The following is a 21,082-nucleotide window of genomic DNA, read 5'->3' as shown; positions in this document are numbered from 1 at the left end:
CTTGGGCGAGGCATGTTGCCCCGCCGTCATCGAGAGAGCCATGAGTTCCAGCACACCGCTGTCCGGCGTCAACCAACCCCTGCGCGGCATCGCGTTGGTGGTGGTGGCGACGTTCCTGTTCGCCAGCCACGATGCCTTGTCCAAATTCCTGGGTGGCCTGTACCCGATAGTCATGGTGGTGTGGGCGCGTTATGTGGTGCACACGTTGCTGATGGCCGGCATCTTCCTGCCCAAGTCTGGGCTCAACGTATTGCGCACCCGCCGGCCGGTATTGCAGACCTTGCGGGCCCTGAGCCTGCTGAGCACCAGCCTGCTGTTCACGACCGGCTTGCAATACCTGCCACTGGCCGAGGCCACGGCCGTCAACTTCCTTGCCCCGGTGCTGGTCACCGCGCTGTCGGCGCCGCTGCTCAAAGAGCGAGTGACAGTGGGGCAGTGGGTGGCGGTGGTGATGGGCTTTATCGGCGTGCTGGTGGTGGTGCACCCTGGCGGGGCGATGTTTACCCCGGCCATTCTGTATCCGTTCGGTTCGGCATTGGGCTTCTGCTTCTATCAGTTGCTGACGCGCATTCTGGCGGCGCATGACAGCCCGACCACCAGCAACTTCTATGCGGGGTTGTGCAACACCTTGGCAATGAGTGCGCTGGTGCCGTTCTTCTGGGAGGTGCCGCGCTGGGACCACGCCCTGTTGATGCTGGCACTGGGCGGCTTTGGCATGACTGCGCACCTGCTGTTGACCCAGGCCTTCCGCCATGCAGCGCCGGCGTTGCTGGCGCCGTTCAGCTATTGCCAGATTGTGTTTGCCGGGTTGCTTGGCTTCGTGGTGTACAGCCAGGTGCCGGATACCCTGAGCCTGGTGGGGATTTTGGTGATCTGCCTCAGTGGGCTTGGCGCAGCCTGGATGCAGCGCGGCAAATAGCAGCCGCGTGCTTCAGGCTGTACGACCGATAGGCGCAGCGTTGTGCTGCGAAGAGGGCATCACTGCCTGGCCATGAACTGCAGGATGCGGTCGCGCAGCCAGCGCTCGGCGGGGTCGTTGTCCTGGGCGCCGCTCCAGACCATCGACAGCTCGGCCTCGGTGATGTCGAACGGCGCCGGGTCGGCGCGCAGGCTGCCGTCGTCGGCGAGGGCACAAGCGGCATAGTCCGGCACCGTGGCGATCAGCTCGGTGTTGCGCAGCAGGGCGCGCAGGCTACCGAACTGCGGCACCGCCAGCACCACCTTGCGGCAACGCCCGATGCGTGCCAGGTCGAGGTCGATGTTGCCGCTCATGTCACCGGAGAACGACACCATCACATGCGGGCGGGCGCAGTATTCGTCGAGGGTCAGCGGCCCCGGGCGGTCGTCGGCGCGCAGCACCCGTACACCGATGTCGCGCAGTTTGCGGCGTTTGGCGGTGGCCGGCAGGTCGGTGGTATAGCTCACACCTACCGAGATCTCGCCGCTGGCCAGAAGGCCCGGCATCAGCAGGAAATTGGCCCGCCGCACTACCACGCTAATGGCGGGGGCTTCTTCACGCAGGGCCTGCAGCAGGGCCGGAAACAGGCCGAACTCGGCATCGTCAGAAAGGCCCAGGCGGAACACGTTGCAGCTGTTGGCCGGGTCGAACTCGCGGGCGCGGCTGATGGCAGCGGAAATCACGTCCATGGCCGGGCCCAGTTCAGCAAAGATCTGCATGGCCCGTGGGGTGGGTTCCATGGCCCGGCCGCTGCGGATCAGCAGCGGGTCGTCGAACAGCTCGCGCAGGCGGGCGAGGGCGGCGCTGACGGTGGATTGGGTGATAAACAGCTTTTCACCCACGCGGGTCAGGTTGCGTTCGATCATCAGGGCTTCGAACAGCACCAGCAGGTTCATGTCGACGCGGCGCAGGTCGTTGCGGTTCATGAGGGCTCGGCGTCCTGGGCAAAGGGTATGGCTGTGTATTGAAGCATGGCGCGGGGCCTTGTGCCTTGTATGGATGTGCCGGCCTCATCGCGGGCTTGACCGCGATGAGGCCGATACAGGCCTGCGCTTGACAGAGCCAGCCTATCAGGCTCCAACAGCCACTCTATTAGACCTCTGCCCAAGCTCGGCTAGTCTTTCTCGTGGCCCCGCGAATTCCGCGACAGGGCAGCGCGTCAGCACCTGCGTGCAAGACCGTGCCCCCCCGCCGTGACAGCTTCGCAAGCCCCGTGTACACCTGATGAGGGGTAGTACGAGCCCACCCGCTCGGCTGAAAGAACACTGGCATAGACCGGAAATCTGGATAACCGACCCAAAGGTACCCGCAGATGTCGAACGAATCGAAATGCCCGTTCCATCAAACCGCAGGTGGCGGCACCACCAACCGTGACTGGTGGCCTGACCAGCTCAACCTGAGAATTCTTCACCAGCATTCCTCCAAGTCCAGCCCCGACCCGGACTTCGACTATGCCAAGGCGTTCAAGAGCCTCGACTTTCAGGCCCTGAAGAAAGACCTCACCGCCTTGATGACCGACTCGCAGGATTGGTGGCCGGCCGACTTCGGCCACTACGGCCCGCTGTTCATCCGCATGGCCTGGCATAGCGCCGGCACCTACCGCATTGGTGATGGCCGCGGTGGTGCGGGCTCTGGCCAGCAACGCTTCGCCCCGCTCAACAGCTGGCCGGACAACGTCAGCCTGGACAAGGCCCGGCGCCTGCTGTGGCCGATCAAGCAGAAGTACGGCAACAAGATTTCCTGGGCCGACCTGATCGTACTCACCGGTAATGTTGCCCTCGAATCCATGGGCTTCAAGACCTTCGGCTTCTCCGGCGGGCGTGCCGATGTGTGGGAGCCGGACGAAGACGTGTACTGGGGGTCGGAAAAGGTCTGGCTGGGCGGCGATACCCGTTACGGCAAGGATCAGGTCAAGGCGCAGCCGCCGGGGCAGGGTGACCTGGTGGCCGAGCCGGCCAAGCATGGTGAAGAACAGAATCGCGACCTGTCGGCCGAGCGTAACCTGGAAAACCCGCTGGCCGCCGTGCAGATGGGCCTGATCTACGTGAACCCGGAAGGCCCGGAAGGTAACCCCGACCCCGTGGCCTCGGGCAAGGACATCCGTGAAACCTTTGGCCGCATGGCCATGAACGATGAAGAAACCGTGGCCTTGATCGCCGGTGGCCACGCGTTCGGCAAGACCCATGGTGCCGGCCCCGCCGACAACGTCGGCCCCGAGCCGGAAGCGGCAGGCCTGGAGATGCAGGGCCTGGGCTGGCACAACACGTTTGGCTCCGGCAAAGGCGGGGATACCATCACCAGTGGCCTGGAAGTGACCTGGACCTCCACCCCGACCCGGTGGAGCAACGAGTACCTGAATAACCTGTTCGACTTTGAGTGGGAGTTGACCAAAAGCCCGGCCGGCGCGCACCAGTGGCGGCCGAAAGACGGCAAAGGCGCAGGCATGGTGCCCGATGCACACGATCCCGGTAAAAGGCATGCACCGTCGATGTTGACCTCCGACCTGGCATTGCGCTTCGACCCCATCTACGAGCCGATCGCCCGCCGTTTCAAAGACAACCCTGACCAGTTGGCGGATGCGTTCGCCCGTGCATGGTACAAGCTGATCCACCGCGACATGGGCCCGCTGGCGCGCTATCTGGGCCCGGAAATGCCCAATGAAGAGTTGCTGTGGCAAGACCCGTTGCCCAAAGCTGACCCATCCACGATCAGCGAGCAAGACATCGCGACCCTCAAGGCCAGGATCCTGGCCTCGGGTTTGAGCGTGGGCGAACTGGTCTCCACCGCCTGGGCATCCGCGTCGACCTTCCGCGGCTCCGACAAGCGCGGTGGTGCCAACGGCGCGCGTTTGCGCTTGGCGCCACAGAAGGACTGGGCTGCAAACCAGGGCGTGGACAAGGTGCTGGCGGCATTGGAGAAGATCCAGGGCGAGTTCAACAGCAGCGGCAAGAAGGTTTCCCTGGCTGACCTGATCGTGCTGGCCGGTACCGCGGCAGTCGAAAAAGCTGCCAAGGATGCGGGCTACAGCGGCAGCGTAGGGTTCCGTCCGGGCCGAGTCGATGCGTCCCAGGAGCAGACCGACGTCGAGTCGTTCGCCGTGCTGGAACCGCTGGCCGATGGCTTCCGCAACTTCACCAAGGCACGCTACAGCGTCAAGGCCGAGAAACTGTTGCTGGACAAGGCGCAGTTGCTGACCTTGACCGCGCCAGAGCTGACCGTGCTGATCGGTGGCCTGCGGGTGCTCGGTGCCAACCATGGTGGTAGCAAACTCGGCGTGTTCACCGACAAGCCGGGGACGCTGAGCAACGACTTCTTCCGCAACTTGCTGGATATGAGCGTGGAGTGGAAACCGACCTCGGCGGACAACGAAACCTTTGAAGGCCGCGACCGCAAGACCGGGCAGGTGAAGTGGAGCGGTAGCCGGGTCGATCTGGTGTTCGGTTCGCATGCCCAGTTGCGGGCGTTGAGCGAGGTGTATGCCAGCAGTGATGGCGGTGACAAGTTTGTCCGGGACTTTGTGGCCGCCTGGCAGAAGGTCATGGAGCTGGACCGCTTTGATCTGAAATAGCGTTGCCTGGCGGGGGGGCGCTCAGCGCCCCCTTGGCCAGTGGTCATCCCGCCAATTCCAGGTCGGATAGATACAAAAGTGTCCTCGTCGGTTCTGTTGCAATGCTTCTCAGGCGGCCGGCCTGAACAGCGTGCTCACAACGACAAGGAACCCCGACCATGCAAATGCCCAAGACCCTGAAAATCCGCAATGGCGACAAGGTACAACCAACCTTCTCCGCTCAGGAATACGCTGCTCGCCACGCCCGGCTGCGGGCCTATATGGCCGAGCAGGACATCGAGGCGGCAATCTTCACCTCGTATCACAACGTCAACTATTACAGCGATTTCCTCTACTGCTCGTTCGGCCGCCCTTATGCGCTGGTGATCACCCAGGACAAGGTGGTCTCGATCAGCGCCAATATCGACGGCGGGCAACCCTGGCGGCGCACGGTGGGCACTGACAACATCGTCTACACCGACTGGCAGCGCGACAACTATTTCGTCGCCATCCAGCAGGCGTTGCCGCTGGCCTCGCGCATCGGCGTGGAGTACGACCACCTGAACCTGCAGAACCACGGCAAATTCGCCGCCTGCTACCCCAAGGCCGAGCTGGTGGACATCGCTGCGCCGTGCATGCGTATGCGCATGATCAAGTCGGCCGAGGAGCAGGCGCTTATCCGTCACGGTGCACAGGTGGCCGACATCGGCGGAGCGGCAGTGGTCGAGGCCCTGCGTGAGCAGGTGCCCGAGTACGAGGTGGCACTGCATGCCACCCAGGCGATGGTGCGCGAAATTGCCAAACGCTTCCCGGACGCCGAGCTGATGGACACCTGGACCTGGTTCCAGTCCGGGCTCAACACCGATGGCGCACACAACCCGGTCACCAGCCGCCGTGTGGGCAAGGGCGAGATCCTCAGCCTCAACTGTTTCCCCATGATCGCCGGTTATTACACCGCGCTGGAGCGCACCCTGTTCCTTGACCACTGCCCGGACGAGTACCTGCGCCTGTGGCAGGCCAACGTCGAAGTGCACGAAGCCGGGCTGCAACTGGTGCGCCCAGGCATGCGCTGCAGCGATATCGCCCGCGAACTGAACGAGATCTTCCTGCGCCACGACCTGCTGCAGTACCGCACCTTCGGCTATGGCCATTCGTTCGGCACGCTCAGCCATTACTACGGCCGCGAGGCGGGGCTGGAGCTGCGCGAGGACATCGATACCGTACTGGAACCGGGCATGGTGGTGTCGATCGAGCCGATGATCATGCTGCCTGAAGGGCGGCCGGGGGCGGGCGGTTATCGCGAGCATGACATCCTGATCGTCAACGACAGCGGCGCCGAGAACATCACCAAGTTCCCGTATGGGCCGGAGCACAACATCATTCGCAAATAAGCATCGGCGTCGGCTGCTTCGCGGGCAAGCCCGCTCCTACGGGGATTTCACCGTTGTCGTAGGCGCGGGTTTTCCCGCGAAAAGGCTGGCCCAGACAACAACAAGATCCCCGTATGACCACCAGACCCTGCCTCCAATTAAAAGAACCAGAGGGTACCCGTCATGTCCAGCACCACCCTAGACCCATCCGCCATCACCGGCCCCGCACACAACGCCGAACGCCAGGCGCTGCGCAAGGCCGCCCGGGCCAGCTTCATGGGCAACTTCGTCGAGTGGTTCGACTACGCCGCCTACGGCTATCTGGCCACCATCATCGCCGCCACCTTCTTCCCGCAAACTGACAAGACCACCGGTTTGCTGGCCACCTTTGCGGTATTCGCCCTGTCGTTCCTGGTGCGCCCGCTGGGTGGCATCGTCTGGGGCCATTTCGGCGATCGACACGGTCGGCGAAACGCGCTCTCGTGGTCGATCCTGATCATGTCGGTATCCACCTTCTGCATCGGCTTGTTGCCAGGCTATGCGCAGATCGGGCTGTGGGCACCGGCCTTGCTGTTGCTGATCCGCCTGGTACAGGGGTTTTCCGCCTCGGGTGAGTACGCCGGGGCCGCTGCGTTCCTGGCCGAGTACGCGCCGCCTGGGCGGCGTGGCTTGTACACCAGCATCGTGCCGGCCAGCACGGCGGCGGGGTTGTTGTTCGGTGCGGCGTTCGTCGCGGTGCTGCATGAGCTGCTCAGCAGTGAAGCCCTGCATGAGTGGGGCTGGCGCCTGCCGTTCCTGCTGGCGGCGCCGTTCGGCCTGGTAGGGCGCTATATCCGCATGAGCCTGCAGGACACGCCCAAGTTCCTGGAGATGGAGCAGCGCCTGGAAACCAAGGCCGGCATGGCCACGACGCCGCTGCGCGAACTGCTGGGCCAGCACCGGCGCAGTCTGGCGATCGGCATGGGTGTCACCTGCCTGAATGCGGTTGCGTTCTACCTGTTGCTCAGTTACATGCCGACCTACCTGTCCAGTGAAATGGGCATGAGCGAGCGGGATTCGTTCATCGCCTCGACGGTGTCGCTGGCCACCTATATCGGCTTGATCTTCCTGATGGGGCGGCTGTCCGACCAGTTTGGTCGCAAGACCATGCTGGTGGTGGCCTCGCTGTTGTTCCTGGGGTTGACCGTGCCGTTGTTTCGCCTGCTGGACGGCCAGCCTCTGCTGGTGATTCTGGCCATCCAGATCCTTTTCGGTGCGATGCTGGCGATGAACGACGGGACCTTGCCGTGCCTGCTGGCCGAAATCTTTCCGACCCGGGTGCGCTTCAGCGGGTTTGCCTTGAGCTTCAATGTGGCCAATGCGCTGTTTGGCGGGACTGCGCCGTTCATTGCCACCTGGCTGATTCAGGTGACGGGCAGCAAGCTGGCCCCGGCAGGATACTTGCTGGCGGCAGCACTGGTGGCGCTGGTGGCCATGCTGATGTGTCGGGAGACGGCGCACGCGGCCCTTGAAGATTAGTTGACCTGCACTGGCCTCTTCGCGGGCAAGCCCGCTCCTACAACGGCCTGTGGCGGACCACCGATGTGCGTGTAGGAGCGGGTTTACCCGCGAATACGGTGGCGGCGGCAACGGTGAGCGGCGGGTGGAGATTGGCCAGCAGGCCCGGCCCTTTCGCGGGTGAACCCGCTCCTACAACGGCCTGTGGCGGACCACCGATGCGCGTGTAGGAGCGGGCTTGCCCGCGAAGAGGCCAGCAATGCCAATACCTGACCCAAGTCAGTGGAGAGAGGCCTGCCGCCGCTCCCCTAAAGGCGACAGCCCGAAGAACCGGCTATAACTCTTGGAGAAATGCGCAGGCGAACTGAAGCCGCAGGCCAGCGCCACCTCACGCACTTGCACGTCGCTGCGCAGCAGTAACTCCCGCGCCCGCGACAGCCGCAGCTCCAGGTAATACTGGCTGGGCGTGCGCTGCAGGTACTTGTGGAACAGCCGCTCCAATTGGCGCACGGTCACGTCGTTGAGGCTGGCCAGTTCCTCCAGCCCCAGCGGTTCCTCCAGATTGGCCTCCATGATCGCCACCACCTGGCTCAGTTTGGGCTGAGCGCTGCCGAGCAGGGTGCGCAGCGGTACACGCTGGCGCTCACGCTCACCGCGCACGCGGTCGCACAGCAACAGCTCGGCGGCCTTGGCCGCGATGTCCTGGCCGCCCGTGTCCCGGGCCACCAGTTGCAGCATCATGTCCATGGCCGCCACGCCGCCTGAGCAGGTGTAACGGTCGCGGTCCAGTTCGAACAGCTGGCTGGAGATCACGATACCGGGGAAGTGCGCCTGCAACGTCGGCAGGTCTTCCCAGTGGATGGTGCAGCGGTAACCCTTGAGCAATTCGGCCTTGGCCAGCAGGTAGCTACCGGTGCAGATACCGCCCAGTGGCAAGCGCTGGCGGGCCAGTTGGCGCAACCAGTCGATCAATGGGCGGTTGCTACGGCTTCGGTCGATCGGGTTGGCGCCGACCACCAGCAAGGCATCCAGCGTGGGGGCGTTGGTGATGTTGTAGTCGGGCAGTACGCGCATGCCGTTGCTGGCCACCACCGGCGCGTCGTCTGCGGCGATCAGCACACTGCGATACAGTGGCTTGCGCGCGGCCAGGTTGGCCATGCGCAGGGTCTCCACCGCCGACGCAAGGCCGATGGTGGTGAAATTGGGCAAAATCAGGAAGCCAAAGGTCTTTGCCGAACAATTCTTTACACTAGACGGCGATAGGTTTGCAGAAGCGGGGTGGACCATTGCGCTGTTCCTGTGCAAGCTGAGGCCTGGTTGGTCAGGGGCAGTGAGAAAGCAGAGCCTCGCGTGGTTCTTGTTGTTATGGGTCGTTGCCGGGTCGATCATACACCCCCGATGCAGCGGCCAGGAATGGCCCCGCCGGCTGGCAGGGCCGACAGTGATTGCACAGAGAAGGTGAGCGTCAGTGAACCCCGAAACCATGCTGGCGGGCTTGCCAGGCTATGCCATGGCCCCCGAAGCGATCCAGGTGCTGCCCGATGCCAGGGCTTACCGCGCCTGCCTGTTCGAGCGCATCCGTACGGCGACTCGGCGCATCGTTATCGTCGCGCTGTACCTGCAGGAGGACGAGGCCGGCCAGGAAGTCCTGGATGCCTTGTACCAGGCCAAGGCCGCGCGGCCAGGCCTGGAGATCACCATCGTGGTCGACTGGTTCCGCGCCAGGCGCGGGCTGCTGGGGGCCGGGCGTCAGCCGGGCAATGCCGCCTGGTATCAGGCCCAGCGCCAGTTGCGCGGGCTGGACATCGCGATCCATGGCGTGCCAGTGCAGACCCGCGAACTGTTCGGGGTGCTGCACCTCAAAGGCAGCATCATCGACGATTGCGTGATCTACACCGGCGCCAGTCTGAACAACGTCTACCTGCATCGTTTCGACCGCTATCGCCTGGATCGCTACCACCTGTTCCAGTCACCGGCACTGGCTGATGCCATGGTCGGCCTGGTTCAGCGTTTGCTGCACCATACCGCCACACCGCGCCTCGACCTGCCGGCGCCACCTTCTACCCGCAGCTTGCGCGGTGACATTCGGCGTTTGCGCGCACGGCTGCGGCGCATGGCCTACGAGGTACCGGCCAGCGTGACGGGGCAGGGCCTGCAGGTGATCCCGCTGCTGGGTGTGGGCCGTGGCAATCCGCTGAACCGGGCGCTGTGCGCATTGCTGGCAGTGGCGCGCACGCAGATCATCATCAGTACGCCGTATTTCAACCCGCCGCAGGTCGTGATGCGCGAACTTGACCATGCCCTGGCGCGGGGGGTTGGGGTGGAGCTGATTGTCGGTGACCGCACCGCCAACGACTTCTACATCGCCCCTGGCGAACCGTTCAGTGCCAGTGGTGCATTGCCCTATCTGTACGAGGACAACCTGCGCGCCTTCGCCCGCCGCCGCCACGCTGCGATTGCCACTGGCCAGCTGCAAGTACGCATCTGGAACGATCCCGGGCATACCTTCCATGCCAAGGGCGTTTGGATCGACCAGCGTTATTCGCTGCTGACCGGCAACAACCTCAACCCGCGCGGGTTCAACCTGGACCTGGAGAACGGCCTGCTGATCGACGACCCGCAGGGTCAATGGCTGGCGCCACGGGAAGCGGAGTTGAGCGAGCTGCGGCGCTTTGCGCCGAGAATCGGCTCGGCAGAGGCGCTGGGGGCGAAGGCCGAACATCCCAAGCAAGTGCGCAAGTTTCTGCGTCGGCTGCGCTATAGCCGGCTGGAACCGTTGATCAAACGGGTGCTCTGACGTCGCCTGCAATGGCCCTGTCGCCGGCAAGCCAGCGAAGGGCCAGAGTGGTACGCACTGCGCATTGATGTCATTATGATATTGCTGCCCACGGCCCTTTGTCAGGGGCTGGTTTACAATGTGCAGGCAACCTTGCAAGGCCCCTCTGAACGTGATCACGATCGCATACAGTCGGGCCTTTTCCCGTTAACCAGACAGGCCAATGCGTATATGGCGTTAGACCCACCCACGATGCTGACTATTTCAGTCGCTTTGGCCGCTGCGGCCGCCTTGTACCTGGCGATTGAATGGCGCAGTGTGCGCGAAACCTCGTTGCTGTACTGGAGTGCGGGTTTCGCCACGATTACGGTTGGTAGCACCCTGGCATTGTTGCGCGGGGTCGGCTTTCTGTTCATCGGCATCTGGTTCGCCAATGGCTTGCTGGTGGTGGCCCACGTTTTTTTCCTGATCGGCGTGCTGCGCTTCACCCAGGAGCGCTTGTCACGCGCCTGGATGATGGTTGTGGTGGTCTGGTTTGCCTTGCTGCTGCTGCCCGTGGGCCCGCAGTGGTCGAAGGTGATGCTGATGGTCAACTCGTTGTTGGTGGCCTCGCTGACGCTCAAGGCCAGTTTCCTGCTGCGGCCACATGGCAAATCGCTGAGTGTCGGGGCCGTGCAACTGCGCTATGTGTTGCTGATCCATGGGCTGTTCTATGTGGCCAAGGCGGCCATCGCGATCACGCCAGGCACGCTGATTGACCTGGCGACCTTTGGCGGGCTGATCATTCAGGTTTCGCTGGTGGAAGGCGCGATGGCGATCATGCTGATTGCCTTGTCGATGACCGGCACTGTACGTTACCGGCGTGAAGAGCGGATTGCCCGGCTGGCAGCCCGTGACCCGCTGACTGCGCTGTACAACCGGCGTGCACTGGAGGTGCGGGCGGGGCATTTCTTCAAGGACGTGAGCCCGGCGCAACCCGGGGCATTGCTGTTGATCGACATCGACAACTTCAAACTGGTCAACGACCTGCACGGGCATATCGCCGGCGACCGTTTGCTGATTGCCTTGAGCGAGATGATTCGTACGGCGCTGCCCGAGCGCTCGCTGGCGGCGCGGTTGGGCGGGGATGAGTTCGTCATCTTGCTCAGTGGCGCGAGCAGTGAACGGGTCATGGAACTGGGGAGTGGGCTGCGTGAGCAGTTCCAGCAGTACGCCGACAAGACCGTGCCTACGACCCAGGCGGTTACCTTGAGCATTGGTGCCAACGTGTTCGATCAGCCGCCGGCGAGCCTGGCGGCGTTGATCGAGCAGGGGGATGTGGCGTTGTACCAGTCCAAACGTGGGGGGCGCGACAGCATTCGGTTTTTCGAGCGGGCGGTGGTTGAACTCCGGCAATGAGCGAATCACCTAGGTGGGTGAGCTTTCATGTAACCCATGTTGGGGATCCGAACAGGCGCTCCCGACACCCGGCCCCCGCGTTTGACGGGCATCCATGCCCGTCATCAGCAAAACAGCGTGGTCAGGTCGCTACCTGATAGCACGGTACATACTCCGCGCCGCCGGGCAGCTTCATCCGGTGCTGGTCGACGAATGCCTGCAACAGCCGGCCAAGCGGGTCCAGTACGGCGCTGTCACCGTGGATCTGATACGGCCCGTGTTCCTCGATCAGGCGGATGCCTTTGTCCTTGACGTTGCCTGCGACAATCCCGGAAAACGCCCGGCGCAGGTTGGCCGCCAGTTCATGGGGGGGCAGCTCGCGGCGCAAGTCCAGGTCGGCCATGGCCTGGTGGGTCGGGTCGAACGGTCGCTGGAAGCTCTCCTCGATCTTCAGCAGCCAGTTGAAGTGGAAGGCATCGTTGCGCTCGCGGCGGAACTGCTTGACCGCCTTGAGGCCTTCGACCATGTGCCGGGCGACTTCCGCCGGGTCATCAATGATGATTTCGTACAGGCGATGGGCCGCTTCACCCAGCGTGGCGCCGACGAAAGCGTGCAACTGTTGCAGATAAGGCTCGGCGCTGCGCGGGCCGGTGAGCACCACCGGGAACGGCAGGTCGTGGTTGTCCGGGTGCATGAGGATGCCCAGCAGGTACAGGAACTCCTCCGCCGTGCCGGCTCCGCCCGGGAAGATGATGATGCCGTGGCCGACACGCACGAAGGCCTCCAGGCGCTTCTCGATGTCTGGCAGGATCACCAGTTCGTTGACGATCGGGTTGGGCGCCTCGGCGGCGATGATGCCGGGCTCGGTCAGGCCCAGGTAGCGGCTGCCATGCATGCGTTGCTTGGCGTGGGCGATGGTGGCGCCCTTCATCGGACCTTTCATCACGCCCGGGCCGCAGCCGGTGCAGACATCCAGCTTGCGCAGGCCCAGTTCATGGCCGACCTTCTTGGTGTACTGGTATTCCTCGGTGCTGATCGAGTGGCCGCCCCAACACACCACCATCTTCGGCTCCACGCCTGGGCGCAGGGTGCGCGCGTTGCGCAGCAGGTGGAAAACGTAGTCGGTGATGCCCTGGGAGCTTTCCAGGTCGATGCGCTGGCTGGCCAGCTCGCTTTCGGTGTAGACGATGTCGCGCAAGGCGCTGAACAGCATTTCACGGGTGCTGGCGATCATTTCGCCATCGACGAAGGCGTCGGCCGGGGCGTTCAGCAGCTCCAGGCGCACGCCGCGGTCCTGTTGGTGGATACGCACCTCGAAGTCTTTGTAGGCCTCAAGGATAGTCTTGGCATTGTCGACATGGGCGCCAGTGTTGAGGATTGCCAGGGCGCACTGGCGGAACAGTGTGTAGAGGCTACCGGTACCGACTTCACTCAGTTGCTGCACTTCACGTTGTGACAGCGTCTCCAGGCTGCCTTTGGGGCTGACGGATGCATTGATGACATGGCGTTGAGGCATCTAAGTCTTTCCTGTGCGGGTAAAACATCCTTCTTTGACACCACCATACCGAGAAATGTGGACGGCAACGAGGGGGGCTGTGAAAAACCTTGAGACCGAGCTGCCTGCTTCGCGGGTGAACCCGCTCCTACTGGGGCCTTGCCATCTTCAGGGCAGCACCTGTAGGAGCGGGTTTACCCGCGAAGCAGCCGACTCGGTCTCCAGTCAGCCCAACAGCTTCTGCACCCCCAGGGTAATCGCCAGCCCCCCGCCAACCAGCCACAGGTTGAGGATCGCCCCGGTGGCCAGCGCCCGTGGCCCGGCCTGGCGAATCTGGCTGAAGCGGGTCTCCATGCCCAACGCCGTCATGGCCATGGTCAAGGCAAAGGTGTCCAGGCTGTTCACTGCCTGGGTCACGCTGCCAGGCAGCATTTGCAGCGAATTAACCAGGACCAGGGCCAGGAAGCCGAAAGCGAACCAGGGCATGGCAATGCGCCCGTTGCCCTGCGCCTGGCCGGCCTTGCGCGAACGGCTGATCCACAGGCCCACCACCAGCAGTACCGGCACCAGCAGCATGACCCGGGTCATCTTGACGATGGTGGCGACATGCGTGGCTTCGGGGCAGACATTGCTGGCCGCGCCTACCACCTGCGCCACTTCGTGGACAGTGCCGCCCAGCAGCAGCCCGGCGCCCATGGTATCCAGATGCAGCCAGCCGGCATTGATCGCCAGTGGGTAAAGGAACATCGACAAGGTACCGAACAGCACTACGCTTCCGACTGCCATGGCGCTTTTATGGGGAGCGCTGCGCAGCGCCGATTCGAATGCCAGCACGGCGGCGGCGCCGCAGATGGCGCTGCCGGCGGCGGTCAGCAAGGCGGTATCGCGGTCGAGCTTGAACACTTTCATGCCACACCACAGGCCGATCAGCAGGGTACTGGTGACTACCAGCACCGACACGACCAGCCCCGACCAGCCGACTTCGGCAATTTCCTGCAGGCTTACCCGCAGGCCAAAAAATGCCACAGCAATGCGTAACAGGCCGCGAGCGGAAAAATTGATGCCTGCTGCCCAGCTTGCCGGTACGCCGTCACGCAGCGCGTTGCCATACAAGGCACCTGCGACGATACCCACGATCAGCGGGCTGATGCCCAGGTTGGCGATAGCGGGCAGGGCCGCCAGTTGAGTGACTGCGACCGCGAACAGCGCGACGAAAAGAATGCCATTGAGCCGCCCTCGGGTGGAGAGGGTAGGGGCAAAGGCAGGGTTGGACGGAACCGTGGCCATGTGAGTCCTCCGGAAAAGGTGTTTCGACAAGGCCTACGTTAATCTGGTTATAAGCTTATAAAAAATCGTAATTTAGGATGGCAAATATCCGAAAATCTGATAATTTTCAAAAATGACCCCAGAACAGCTGATAACATTCGCCACGGTTGCCGAACACGGCAACATCAGCCATGCCGCTCAAGCCCTGCACCTGTCGCAGCCGGCGGTGTCCGGCCAGCTCAAGCTCTTGCAGGAGGCGTTTGGCGAACCCCTTTACCAACGTGCCGGCCGCGGCGTGCGGCTGACAGCGGCCGGTGAGCAGTTGCTGGCGCATGCCGAGCGCCTGCGCGAAACCTTCCGACAGGCGCAAGCATTGCGCGAGGCCATGCGCGGGCTGGAGCGCGGCACCTTGCGTATCGGCGCCAGTACCACGCCCGCCAGTTACCTGCTGCCTTACCTGATCGCCGATTTTCACGGGCGTCATCCGGATGTGCTGGTCAGCACCTCGCATGGCAACACGGCGGAGATCGTCGCCGCCCTGGACAGTGTTGATATTGCCCTGATCGAGGGGCCGCCCGGGCAGGAGTTGCCGTTGGGTACGCAAGTGACGCCGTGGCGCGAGGACGAGATCGTGGCGATTGTGCCCCGTGGGCATCCCCTGGCAAGCAGTGACCAGCAGACACTGGCGGCGCTCGGCACCTACCCCTTGGTACTGCGTGAAAGCGGCTCGGGTGTGCGGCAGATCGTCGAGCGGGCGTTTGCCCGTGATGGCGTGGCAATGCGAGTGGCGCTGGAGATCGCTGGCGTTGAAGGGGTAAAAGAGGCGGTCCGGGCCGGGATGGGGGTTGGCTTTGTGTCGGCGATGTCCATTCGTCATGAAGATGGGGCGCTGCACCGGCTGCAGGTTGCGCCGCAGGCGCTGGTGCGGCGTTTTTCCATTCTGTTGCCGCATGGGGCTACGCCTTCGCGGGCTGCCTCGCGGTTTCTTGAATTGTGTGTTGCCATGCAAGAGGTGGGTTGACTGTGCTGGCCTCTTCGCGGGCGTGCCCGGTCCCACAGGTTACAGCACAGATGTTGAAGACTGTGCTGTACCTGGACTGCCCGCCAAAATTTGAAAGCCTGCGCGCTGCGCTTGCTCAGCCGCTTCGCGCAATTGCGACCCTCTGACGGCGGTACTTGAGAGAGATGTTTGGGGGCTTCTGAGCAATGAGGATTGGCCAAATGGATCGGCGTCGGGGTCATTTTGCTCGTGCGATTAGCACGGTCAGGTCGTAAGTCAACACCGAACCGGTGCCGGCTACCTGCACAGCAATCGCGAGCGTGACCCAGCCGCAATCGTCTCGACGAGCGTGCTGTGAGACATTCATCACCTTTGCCGCCAGGCTGAGCCTATCTCTCGGCTTCACAGGTCGATGCATGATGAAGTTTTCAATGCGGTGCCCGGCCACGACATGCGTCACCGAAAACAGCGCATCACACAGCATTCGCTGAGCCAGTGCGAAGGTATGCACGCCGCTTGCACAATGTACGCCCAGGGGGCTGGAAAGCGCCTGAACAGGATCAGTGTGCATGTATAGCGGATCGTATTGCTTTGCGAAGGCGATGATTTCGTCTTGCGCCAACGCTTCATCTCGATGGTGCGTCCACGCCTGGCCGACAGAAAACTGCTCCCAGAACATCTCGCTGGCACTCATGGAAAGGGCCTTAAACAGGTGGGGTGACTATCCTGTATGCAGGGGCGAGAATGAAGCAATGCCCGCTTACCTCAGGTGTTGTGACCTCTCTGGGCGGTAATCCAAAACGTGTTGCAATAAAAAACAAGGGGCGTTGACACCTGGCACAGTGATATTGGTACGGTAGATCTTCTACGGGTGTGTCTGCTTTGCAAGGCAGCCTTTGGTATCGAGTTAGCAACGGAGCCCCAGATGGAGTTTTCTGCCCACAAAGGCACTACGTCGATCAGCCTCGTGCGGGACGCACTTCAAGGAGCAGAACTGCGTGGCCTGGATGTTGCTACTGTGCTCAGCCACGCGCATATTGATCCACGCCTGCTGGACCAGCGCTATGCCAGGGTACCTGCTGGTACGTTCTCCAGATTGTGGATTGCGTTAGCGGATTTGCTCGACGATGAGTTTTTTGCGGCAGACAGTCACCCTCTTCGCAGAGGTAGCTTCAAGCTGATGGCGCAGTTGGCCCTCGGCTGCGACACCATTGGACAGGCGCTCAAGCGGATTCTGGCGTTTCTCAGGACTGCCCTTGATGACATCTATGGGTCGGTGGAGTGCGATGGAGAGTATGCTGCAATTGTCATCCATGATCATGGTGAGTCGCGAAGGGCGTTTTGTTATGGTGCCTGGCTGGTCCTCGTGCACGGTCTGCTTTGTTGGCTGTGCGACAGGCGCATCCCTGTTTTGAAGTTATCGATGCGTCCTCCTCAGCCAGAGGACGACAGCGACTATCGAATGCGTTTTTGTGAGGAAATCGAGTGGCGGGCCGAGAGAACCTCCGCTGTTTTCGAGAAGAATGTTCTGGAGTACAAGGTTTGCCAAACGCTCAGCACACTGCCTTTGTTTTTGAAGGGAACGCCAAGTAACTTCCTTGTGAAATACCGTAACGACGACAGCACGAGCATTACGATCCGGCGGCGACTAAAACTGCTCTCTCCACACACATGGCCTGAACTCGATGAACTCGCACGCGACTTGAGCATGTCCAGTTCCACCCTACAGCGAAGGCTCTACGCTGAGGGTTTCACCTACCAACGGCTCAAAGATAATCTAAGGCGGGATATTTCCATCAGTCTGCTCTGCCGGGCAGGTATGACGGTGGATGGCGTTGCGTCAGAGGTTGGCTTCATTGAGACCAGTGCGTTCCACAGGGCATTCAAAAAATGGACGGGTATCACCCCTGGTGCTTACCGACGCTCGTTGCGTAGCCCTCGAGGGGACTAGTCCTCTGCGCTTGGGCTGATCACCCGCTGATTGAAGCCATCTGGTTTTCCAAAACTGCCCGTTCCGGTCAAGCAGAATGATGCCATTGGGCATGGTTGGCGCTTGCCATAAGGCCTACGATTTTTCTCGGGCGCCGTCTAGCTGGTGCCTCTCAACTCTCCCGACTCACACGCGGAACCATGCGTACCTGTGCGTGTGGTCGAGTTGTGCCAGATCGCTATACGTATGTGGACTTCAAAAACACAACAATAAGATTGAAGGAGACACGGTATGAGTTCTTTGAATATGTACACGTTGACCGAAGAGTCGAAATTCAACCGCTTTCATGGACTTATTCTATTCTGGTGCGTGTTGATTCTGATTATTGATGGTTACGACTTGGCAGTGGTGGGGGCTGCCCTGCCAGCCATCATGGCCGATATGCAAATTGACGCAACCAGCGCCGGGGTAATGGCTGGCTCAGCATTGTTCGGGACAATGCTGGGCGCCATTTTTTTAGGCACATTGGCAGATCGAATTGGCCGGCCGAAAATGATCGCGATGTGTGTCGCGCTGTTCAGCGTTTTCACCGCTGCGGCAGGGTTCACTGACAGCCCGCTGACCTTCAGTATCATGCGCTTTATCGCCGGCTTGGGAATCGGCGGTGTGTTGCCCATCTGTACGGCGCAGATGGGTGAGTTCTCGCCCTTGAAAGTTCGCACCCGGCTGGTGACCATCGTTTTCGCAGGCTATTCGGTGGGCGGAATTCTGGTAGCGCTGACGGGTAAACAACTGATCGAAAGCTACGGTTGGCAATACGTGTTTTACGTGGCAGTCCTGCCAGTGGTATTGATTCCTTTCATTCTCAAGACAATGCCCGACTCTATTGGCTTTATGTTGAAGCAGGGGCGACAAGACGAGTTGAAAGTCATCGCGCGTCGCCTTCGTCCCGACCTTGTGATCAAGGATGACACGCAGTTCGTTGGCAATCCGCAGATAATCTCTGCTCAAGACAAGCCGGTACGAAGCCTTTTCCTGGAAGGCCGTGGATACAGCACGGTCATGATCTGGATGGCATTCATGACCGGGCTGTTCATGGTGTATGCGCTCAATTCGTGGCTCACCAAGTTGATGGCCATGGCGGGTTTCAGCCTCGGTTCAGCCCTGAATTTCGTCATCGTGTTCAACCTCGGTTCGATCTTCGGTGCAATTCTGGGTGGATGGCTTAGCGACAAATTCAGCATCAAGCACGTCTTGGTGGTGTTCTATGTAGTGGGCGCGGTCGCACTCACGTTGCTGGGATATACCCGCTCCACCGAACTGCTCTTTGTCGTCGTGTTCATCGTGGGGGCCTCGACCCTTGGCACCCAGCTTCTGGCCTATGCATACGCCGGCGATTTCTATCCCTCCACCATCCGCTCGACTGGCGTCGGTTTTGCATCGGGGGTTGGTCGCGTCGGGGCGATTGTCGCACCTGTTTTGATTGGTGCCTTGGTGTCGATGGCGTTGCCGCTGGAGCAGAACTTCATGGCAATCGCGCTCGCCGGCCTGGTAGGGGCTGTTGCAGTGACCATGATCAACCAATCTCGCTCGGACTCGGCTGTAGTGAGGAAGAAGGCCACGGTTGCCCACGAGTTGACCTGACCGTAATTCTGAGAGACAGGTGCCAAGTATGCTTATTGATCGCTTGCGCGAATCACCGGTAGGTTCGGACGAAGCAACCCGTTTGATCGACTGGGCAATTGTCTCACGTCGGAGCATCAGGTCGTTCCTCCCAACCCCAGTTCCGCTAGAGGAAATCGAAGCGATGCTGAACGTTGCTCGCTTTAGCGCAACAGGCGTCAACCTGCAGCCCTGGAATGTGCATGTTGTTACCGGTGATATGAAGGCACGGTTGTCCGCAGCACTTGCTGAGGTTGATGACCATCCGGCTGATGACCAACGCTTTTCTGATCCCTACGCGTATTACCCCAGGGAGTGGACGTCTCCCTACATCGAGCGGCGCAGGGAGGTAGGGTGGGGGCTCTATAGCTTGTTGGGCATCAGTCGAAGCGATAAACAAAGGATGCACGAGCAACACGGCCGGAATTATCGCTTCTTCGGGGCGCCTGTAGGCCTGTTCTTCACGATTGACCGCGTGCTTCAGGAAGGGAGCCTGCTGGACTATGGCATGTTCCTGCAAAGCCTCATGATTGCCGCACGGGGAAGAGGCTTGCACACCTGCCCACAGGCAGCATTCCTTAAATATCACAGCATCATCACTGAAATGCTGGAAATACCGAAGAGCCAAATGCTCGTCTGTGGGATGAGCTTGGGTTATGCCGATGATGGCAGCATTGAGAACACGTTGGTTACTGGCCGTGAGCCCGTGCGTGCATTCACTACCTTTCACTCAGAATAAATAACTGGCGTGCGCCCTGTCCAAGTTTGGCGTCGGGCAGGGTGATACTGTTTCGATCATTCCGCTAAAGCGGGCCTTAACCCATTTGTAGAACTGGCATTGCATGGGGCGCTTAGCGGCGGACCATGCTCAAGCACACAACAAGAACAAGGTGCCTGTGATGTCTATTGCTTTTAAAAAAACGTTGGCTTGTTCAGCAACACTGCTAGTCGCGCCTTATGCTTCTGCCGCGTTCGTGGAAGACTTCAAAGGCAGCCTTGAGCTCCGGAACTTTTACTATAATCGGGATTTTCGCAATGATGGCGCCACTCAGTCCAAGCGCGATGAGTGGGCGCAAGGTTTTATCTTGAACCTGCAATCCGGTTTTACAGAAGGGCCAGTGGGCTTCGGTATTGATGCGATGGGCTTGCTGGGGGTGAAGCTTGATTCCAGCCCGGACAGAACGGGATCAGGGCTGCTGGCCTACGATTCCGACAGGCAGGTTGAGGATGAATACGGTAAGTTCGTGGCCACCGCCAAAGCGAGGATGGGTAAGACGGAGTTGAGGATAGGGGGGGTAAACCCTCTGATGCCTCTACTCTGGAGTAATAACAGCCGCTTGCTGCCTCAGGTCTTTCGCGGTGGTTCGCTGACCGTCAACGATATCGATAAATTGACGGTAACGGCTACAAGAGTCAACGCAGTGAAGCAGCGTAATTCCACCGATTTCGAATCACTCACAGCCACTGGCTATGCCCCGGTTGAGGCGGACCACTACAACTACCTGGCATTTGACTTCAAGCCTGCGAAGGACATGACCTTCAGTTTGCACGCCGCCGAACTTGAAGATCTCTATAAATCCTACTTCGCCGGCATTAAAGTCATCAAGCCGCTGTGGGAAGGCAATGTGATCGCGGATGTTCGCGTGTTCGATGCCAGCGAGACGGGCTCCAAAAAACTGGGTGAGGTGGACAACAGAACGCTGAGTAGCTACTTCGCCTACAGCATCAAGGGACACACCATCGGTGGCGGTTACCAGAAGGCCTGGGGCGACACCTCGTTTGCGTTCGTGAACGGCACGGATACCTATCTGTTCGGCGAATCGCTGGTCAGTACATTCACTGCCCCTGAGGAGCGAGTGTGGTTCGCAAGGTACGACTTTGATTTCGCCGCGTTGGGTGTACCGGGCTTGCTGTTCACCACTCGGTACATGAAAGGTGATGATGTCAATCCTGATCTGCTGACCAGCCGCCAAGCTGCTTCACTCCGCCTCAACGGGGAGGATGGCAAAGAATGGGAGCGGGTCACTGATATCTCTTATGTTATTCAGAGTGGTCCGGCGAAGGGTGTTTCGTTCCAGTGGCGTAACTCCACGAACCGCTCGACCTACGCTGACAGCGCTAATGAAAATCGCCTGATCATGCGCTACACCTTCAACTTCTAAATAGCGAAACGGGCCGGCCTTCTGAAGCCGGCCCATTTTTCG

At 61.0% G+C, this 21,082-nt stretch carries 16 protein-coding genes; 11 read left to right on the top strand and 5 right to left on the bottom strand.

Annotation, left to right across the window (positions count from 1 at the left end; all coding sequences use genetic code 11):
• The first annotated feature begins 40 nt into the window (after nucleotides 1-40).
• Nucleotides 41-919 (top strand): DMT family transporter, encoded by an 879-nt coding sequence (locus C4Q27_RS28825; RefSeq protein ID WP_010954509.1) that lies wholly within the window; start codon nucleotides 41-43, stop codon nucleotides 917-919.
• Nucleotides 920-978: 59 nt separating this feature from the next.
• Here C4Q27_RS28825 and C4Q27_RS28820 read toward each other — a convergent pair whose 3' ends face one another.
• On the bottom strand, nucleotides 979-1,884 hold the full coding sequence (locus C4Q27_RS28820; protein WP_010954508.1) for a LysR family transcriptional regulator: 906 nt from the start codon (nucleotides 1,882-1,884) through the stop codon (nucleotides 979-981).
• A gap of 386 nt (nucleotides 1,885-2,270) precedes the next feature.
• On the opposite strand from C4Q27_RS28820, the gene katG reads away from it, so the two are divergent.
• The 3 genes from katG to C4Q27_RS28805 all read left to right on the top strand — a co-directional run bounded on the left by katG (nucleotide 2,271) and on the right by C4Q27_RS28805 (nucleotide 7,393).
• Complete coding sequence (gene katG / locus C4Q27_RS28815; RefSeq protein ID WP_104887789.1) at nucleotides 2,271-4,526, top strand: catalase/peroxidase HPI; 2,256 nt, start codon at nucleotides 2,271-2,273, stop codon at nucleotides 4,524-4,526.
• Nucleotides 4,527-4,684: 158 nt separating this feature from the next.
• On the top strand, nucleotides 4,685-5,896 hold the full coding sequence (locus C4Q27_RS28810) for a M24 family metallopeptidase (RefSeq protein ID WP_020191657.1): 1,212 nt from the start codon (nucleotides 4,685-4,687) through the stop codon (nucleotides 5,894-5,896).
• Nucleotides 5,897-6,058: 162 nt separating this feature from the next.
• Complete coding sequence (locus C4Q27_RS28805; protein WP_064493070.1) at nucleotides 6,059-7,393, top strand: MFS transporter; 1,335 nt, start codon at nucleotides 6,059-6,061, stop codon at nucleotides 7,391-7,393.
• Between the two features lie 258 nt (nucleotides 7,394-7,651).
• Here C4Q27_RS28805 and C4Q27_RS28800 read toward each other — a convergent pair whose 3' ends face one another.
• A complete protein-coding gene (locus C4Q27_RS28800; protein WP_104887788.1) occupies nucleotides 7,652-8,659 on the bottom strand; it encodes a GlxA family transcriptional regulator in 1,008 nt (335 codons plus the stop codon).
• A 181-nt stretch (nucleotides 8,660-8,840) separates the two neighbouring features.
• On the opposite strand from C4Q27_RS28800, the gene pssA reads away from it, so the two are divergent.
• Together pssA and C4Q27_RS28790 are read left to right on the top strand one after the other, a co-directional pair.
• Nucleotides 8,841-10,169, top strand: a complete 1,329-nt coding sequence (gene pssA, locus C4Q27_RS28795; RefSeq protein WP_104887787.1) for a CDP-diacylglycerol--serine O-phosphatidyltransferase — start codon at nucleotides 8,841-8,843, stop codon at nucleotides 10,167-10,169.
• A 231-nt stretch (nucleotides 10,170-10,400) separates the two neighbouring features.
• A complete protein-coding gene (locus C4Q27_RS28790; protein WP_104887786.1) occupies nucleotides 10,401-11,546 on the top strand; it encodes a GGDEF domain-containing protein in 1,146 nt (381 codons plus the stop codon).
• 121 nt (nucleotides 11,547-11,667) lie between these two features.
• On the opposite strand, the gene ppnN is transcribed toward C4Q27_RS28790, so the two are convergent.
• Nucleotides 11,668-13,041 carry a nucleotide 5'-monophosphate nucleosidase PpnN gene (ppnN, locus tag C4Q27_RS28785; protein ID WP_014590577.1) on the bottom strand — a complete coding sequence of 458 codons (1,374 nt, stop codon included), beginning with the start codon at nucleotides 13,039-13,041 and terminating at the stop codon, nucleotides 11,668-11,670.
• A gap of 204 nt (nucleotides 13,042-13,245) precedes the next feature.
• Nucleotides 13,246-14,307 carry a YeiH family protein gene (locus tag C4Q27_RS28780; protein WP_104887785.1) on the bottom strand — a complete coding sequence of 354 codons (1,062 nt, stop codon included), beginning with the start codon at nucleotides 14,305-14,307 and terminating at the stop codon, nucleotides 13,246-13,248.
• A gap of 112 nt (nucleotides 14,308-14,419) precedes the next feature.
• On the opposite strand from C4Q27_RS28780, the gene C4Q27_RS28775 reads away from it, so the two are divergent.
• A complete protein-coding gene (locus C4Q27_RS28775; RefSeq protein ID WP_003256092.1) occupies nucleotides 14,420-15,307 on the top strand; it encodes a LysR family transcriptional regulator in 888 nt (295 codons plus the stop codon).
• A 217-nt stretch (nucleotides 15,308-15,524) separates the two neighbouring features.
• Here the strand turns inward: C4Q27_RS28775 and C4Q27_RS28770 are convergent, their stop codons facing one another.
• Entirely contained in the window at nucleotides 15,525-15,980 is a 456-nt protein-coding gene (locus C4Q27_RS28770) for a MaoC/PaaZ C-terminal domain-containing protein (protein ID WP_104887784.1), read from the bottom strand.
• A gap of 231 nt (nucleotides 15,981-16,211) precedes the next feature.
• On the opposite strand from C4Q27_RS28770, the gene C4Q27_RS28765 reads away from it, so the two are divergent.
• The 4 genes from C4Q27_RS28765 to C4Q27_RS28750 all read left to right on the top strand — a co-directional run bounded on the left by C4Q27_RS28765 (nucleotide 16,212) and on the right by C4Q27_RS28750 (nucleotide 21,040).
• Complete coding sequence (locus C4Q27_RS28765; RefSeq protein WP_004577492.1) at nucleotides 16,212-17,237, top strand: AraC family transcriptional regulator; 1,026 nt, start codon at nucleotides 16,212-16,214, stop codon at nucleotides 17,235-17,237.
• A gap of 270 nt (nucleotides 17,238-17,507) precedes the next feature.
• Nucleotides 17,508-18,860 carry an aromatic acid/H+ symport family MFS transporter gene (locus C4Q27_RS28760; protein ID WP_020192107.1) on the top strand — a complete coding sequence of 451 codons (1,353 nt, stop codon included), beginning with the start codon at nucleotides 17,508-17,510 and terminating at the stop codon, nucleotides 18,858-18,860.
• Nucleotides 18,861-18,888: 28 nt separating this feature from the next.
• The gene (locus tag C4Q27_RS28755) at nucleotides 18,889-19,617 is read left to right on the top strand and encodes a nitroreductase (RefSeq protein WP_104887783.1); all 729 of its coding nucleotides are present in this window, start codon (nucleotides 18,889-18,891) and stop codon (nucleotides 19,615-19,617) included.
• 103 nt (nucleotides 19,618-19,720) lie between these two features.
• On the top strand, nucleotides 19,721-21,040 hold the full coding sequence (locus C4Q27_RS28750; protein WP_104887782.1) for an OprD family porin: 1,320 nt from the start codon (nucleotides 19,721-19,723) through the stop codon (nucleotides 21,038-21,040).
• Nucleotides 21,041-21,082 lie beyond the last annotated feature (42 nt).

Source organism: Pseudomonas sp. SWI36, from assembly GCF_002948105.1.
Classification (GTDB): domain Bacteria; phylum Pseudomonadota; class Gammaproteobacteria; order Pseudomonadales; family Pseudomonadaceae; genus Aquipseudomonas; species Aquipseudomonas alloputida.
Note: the sequence above shows the minus strand (reverse complement) of the source record. Positions and strands in the feature narration are given on the sequence as shown.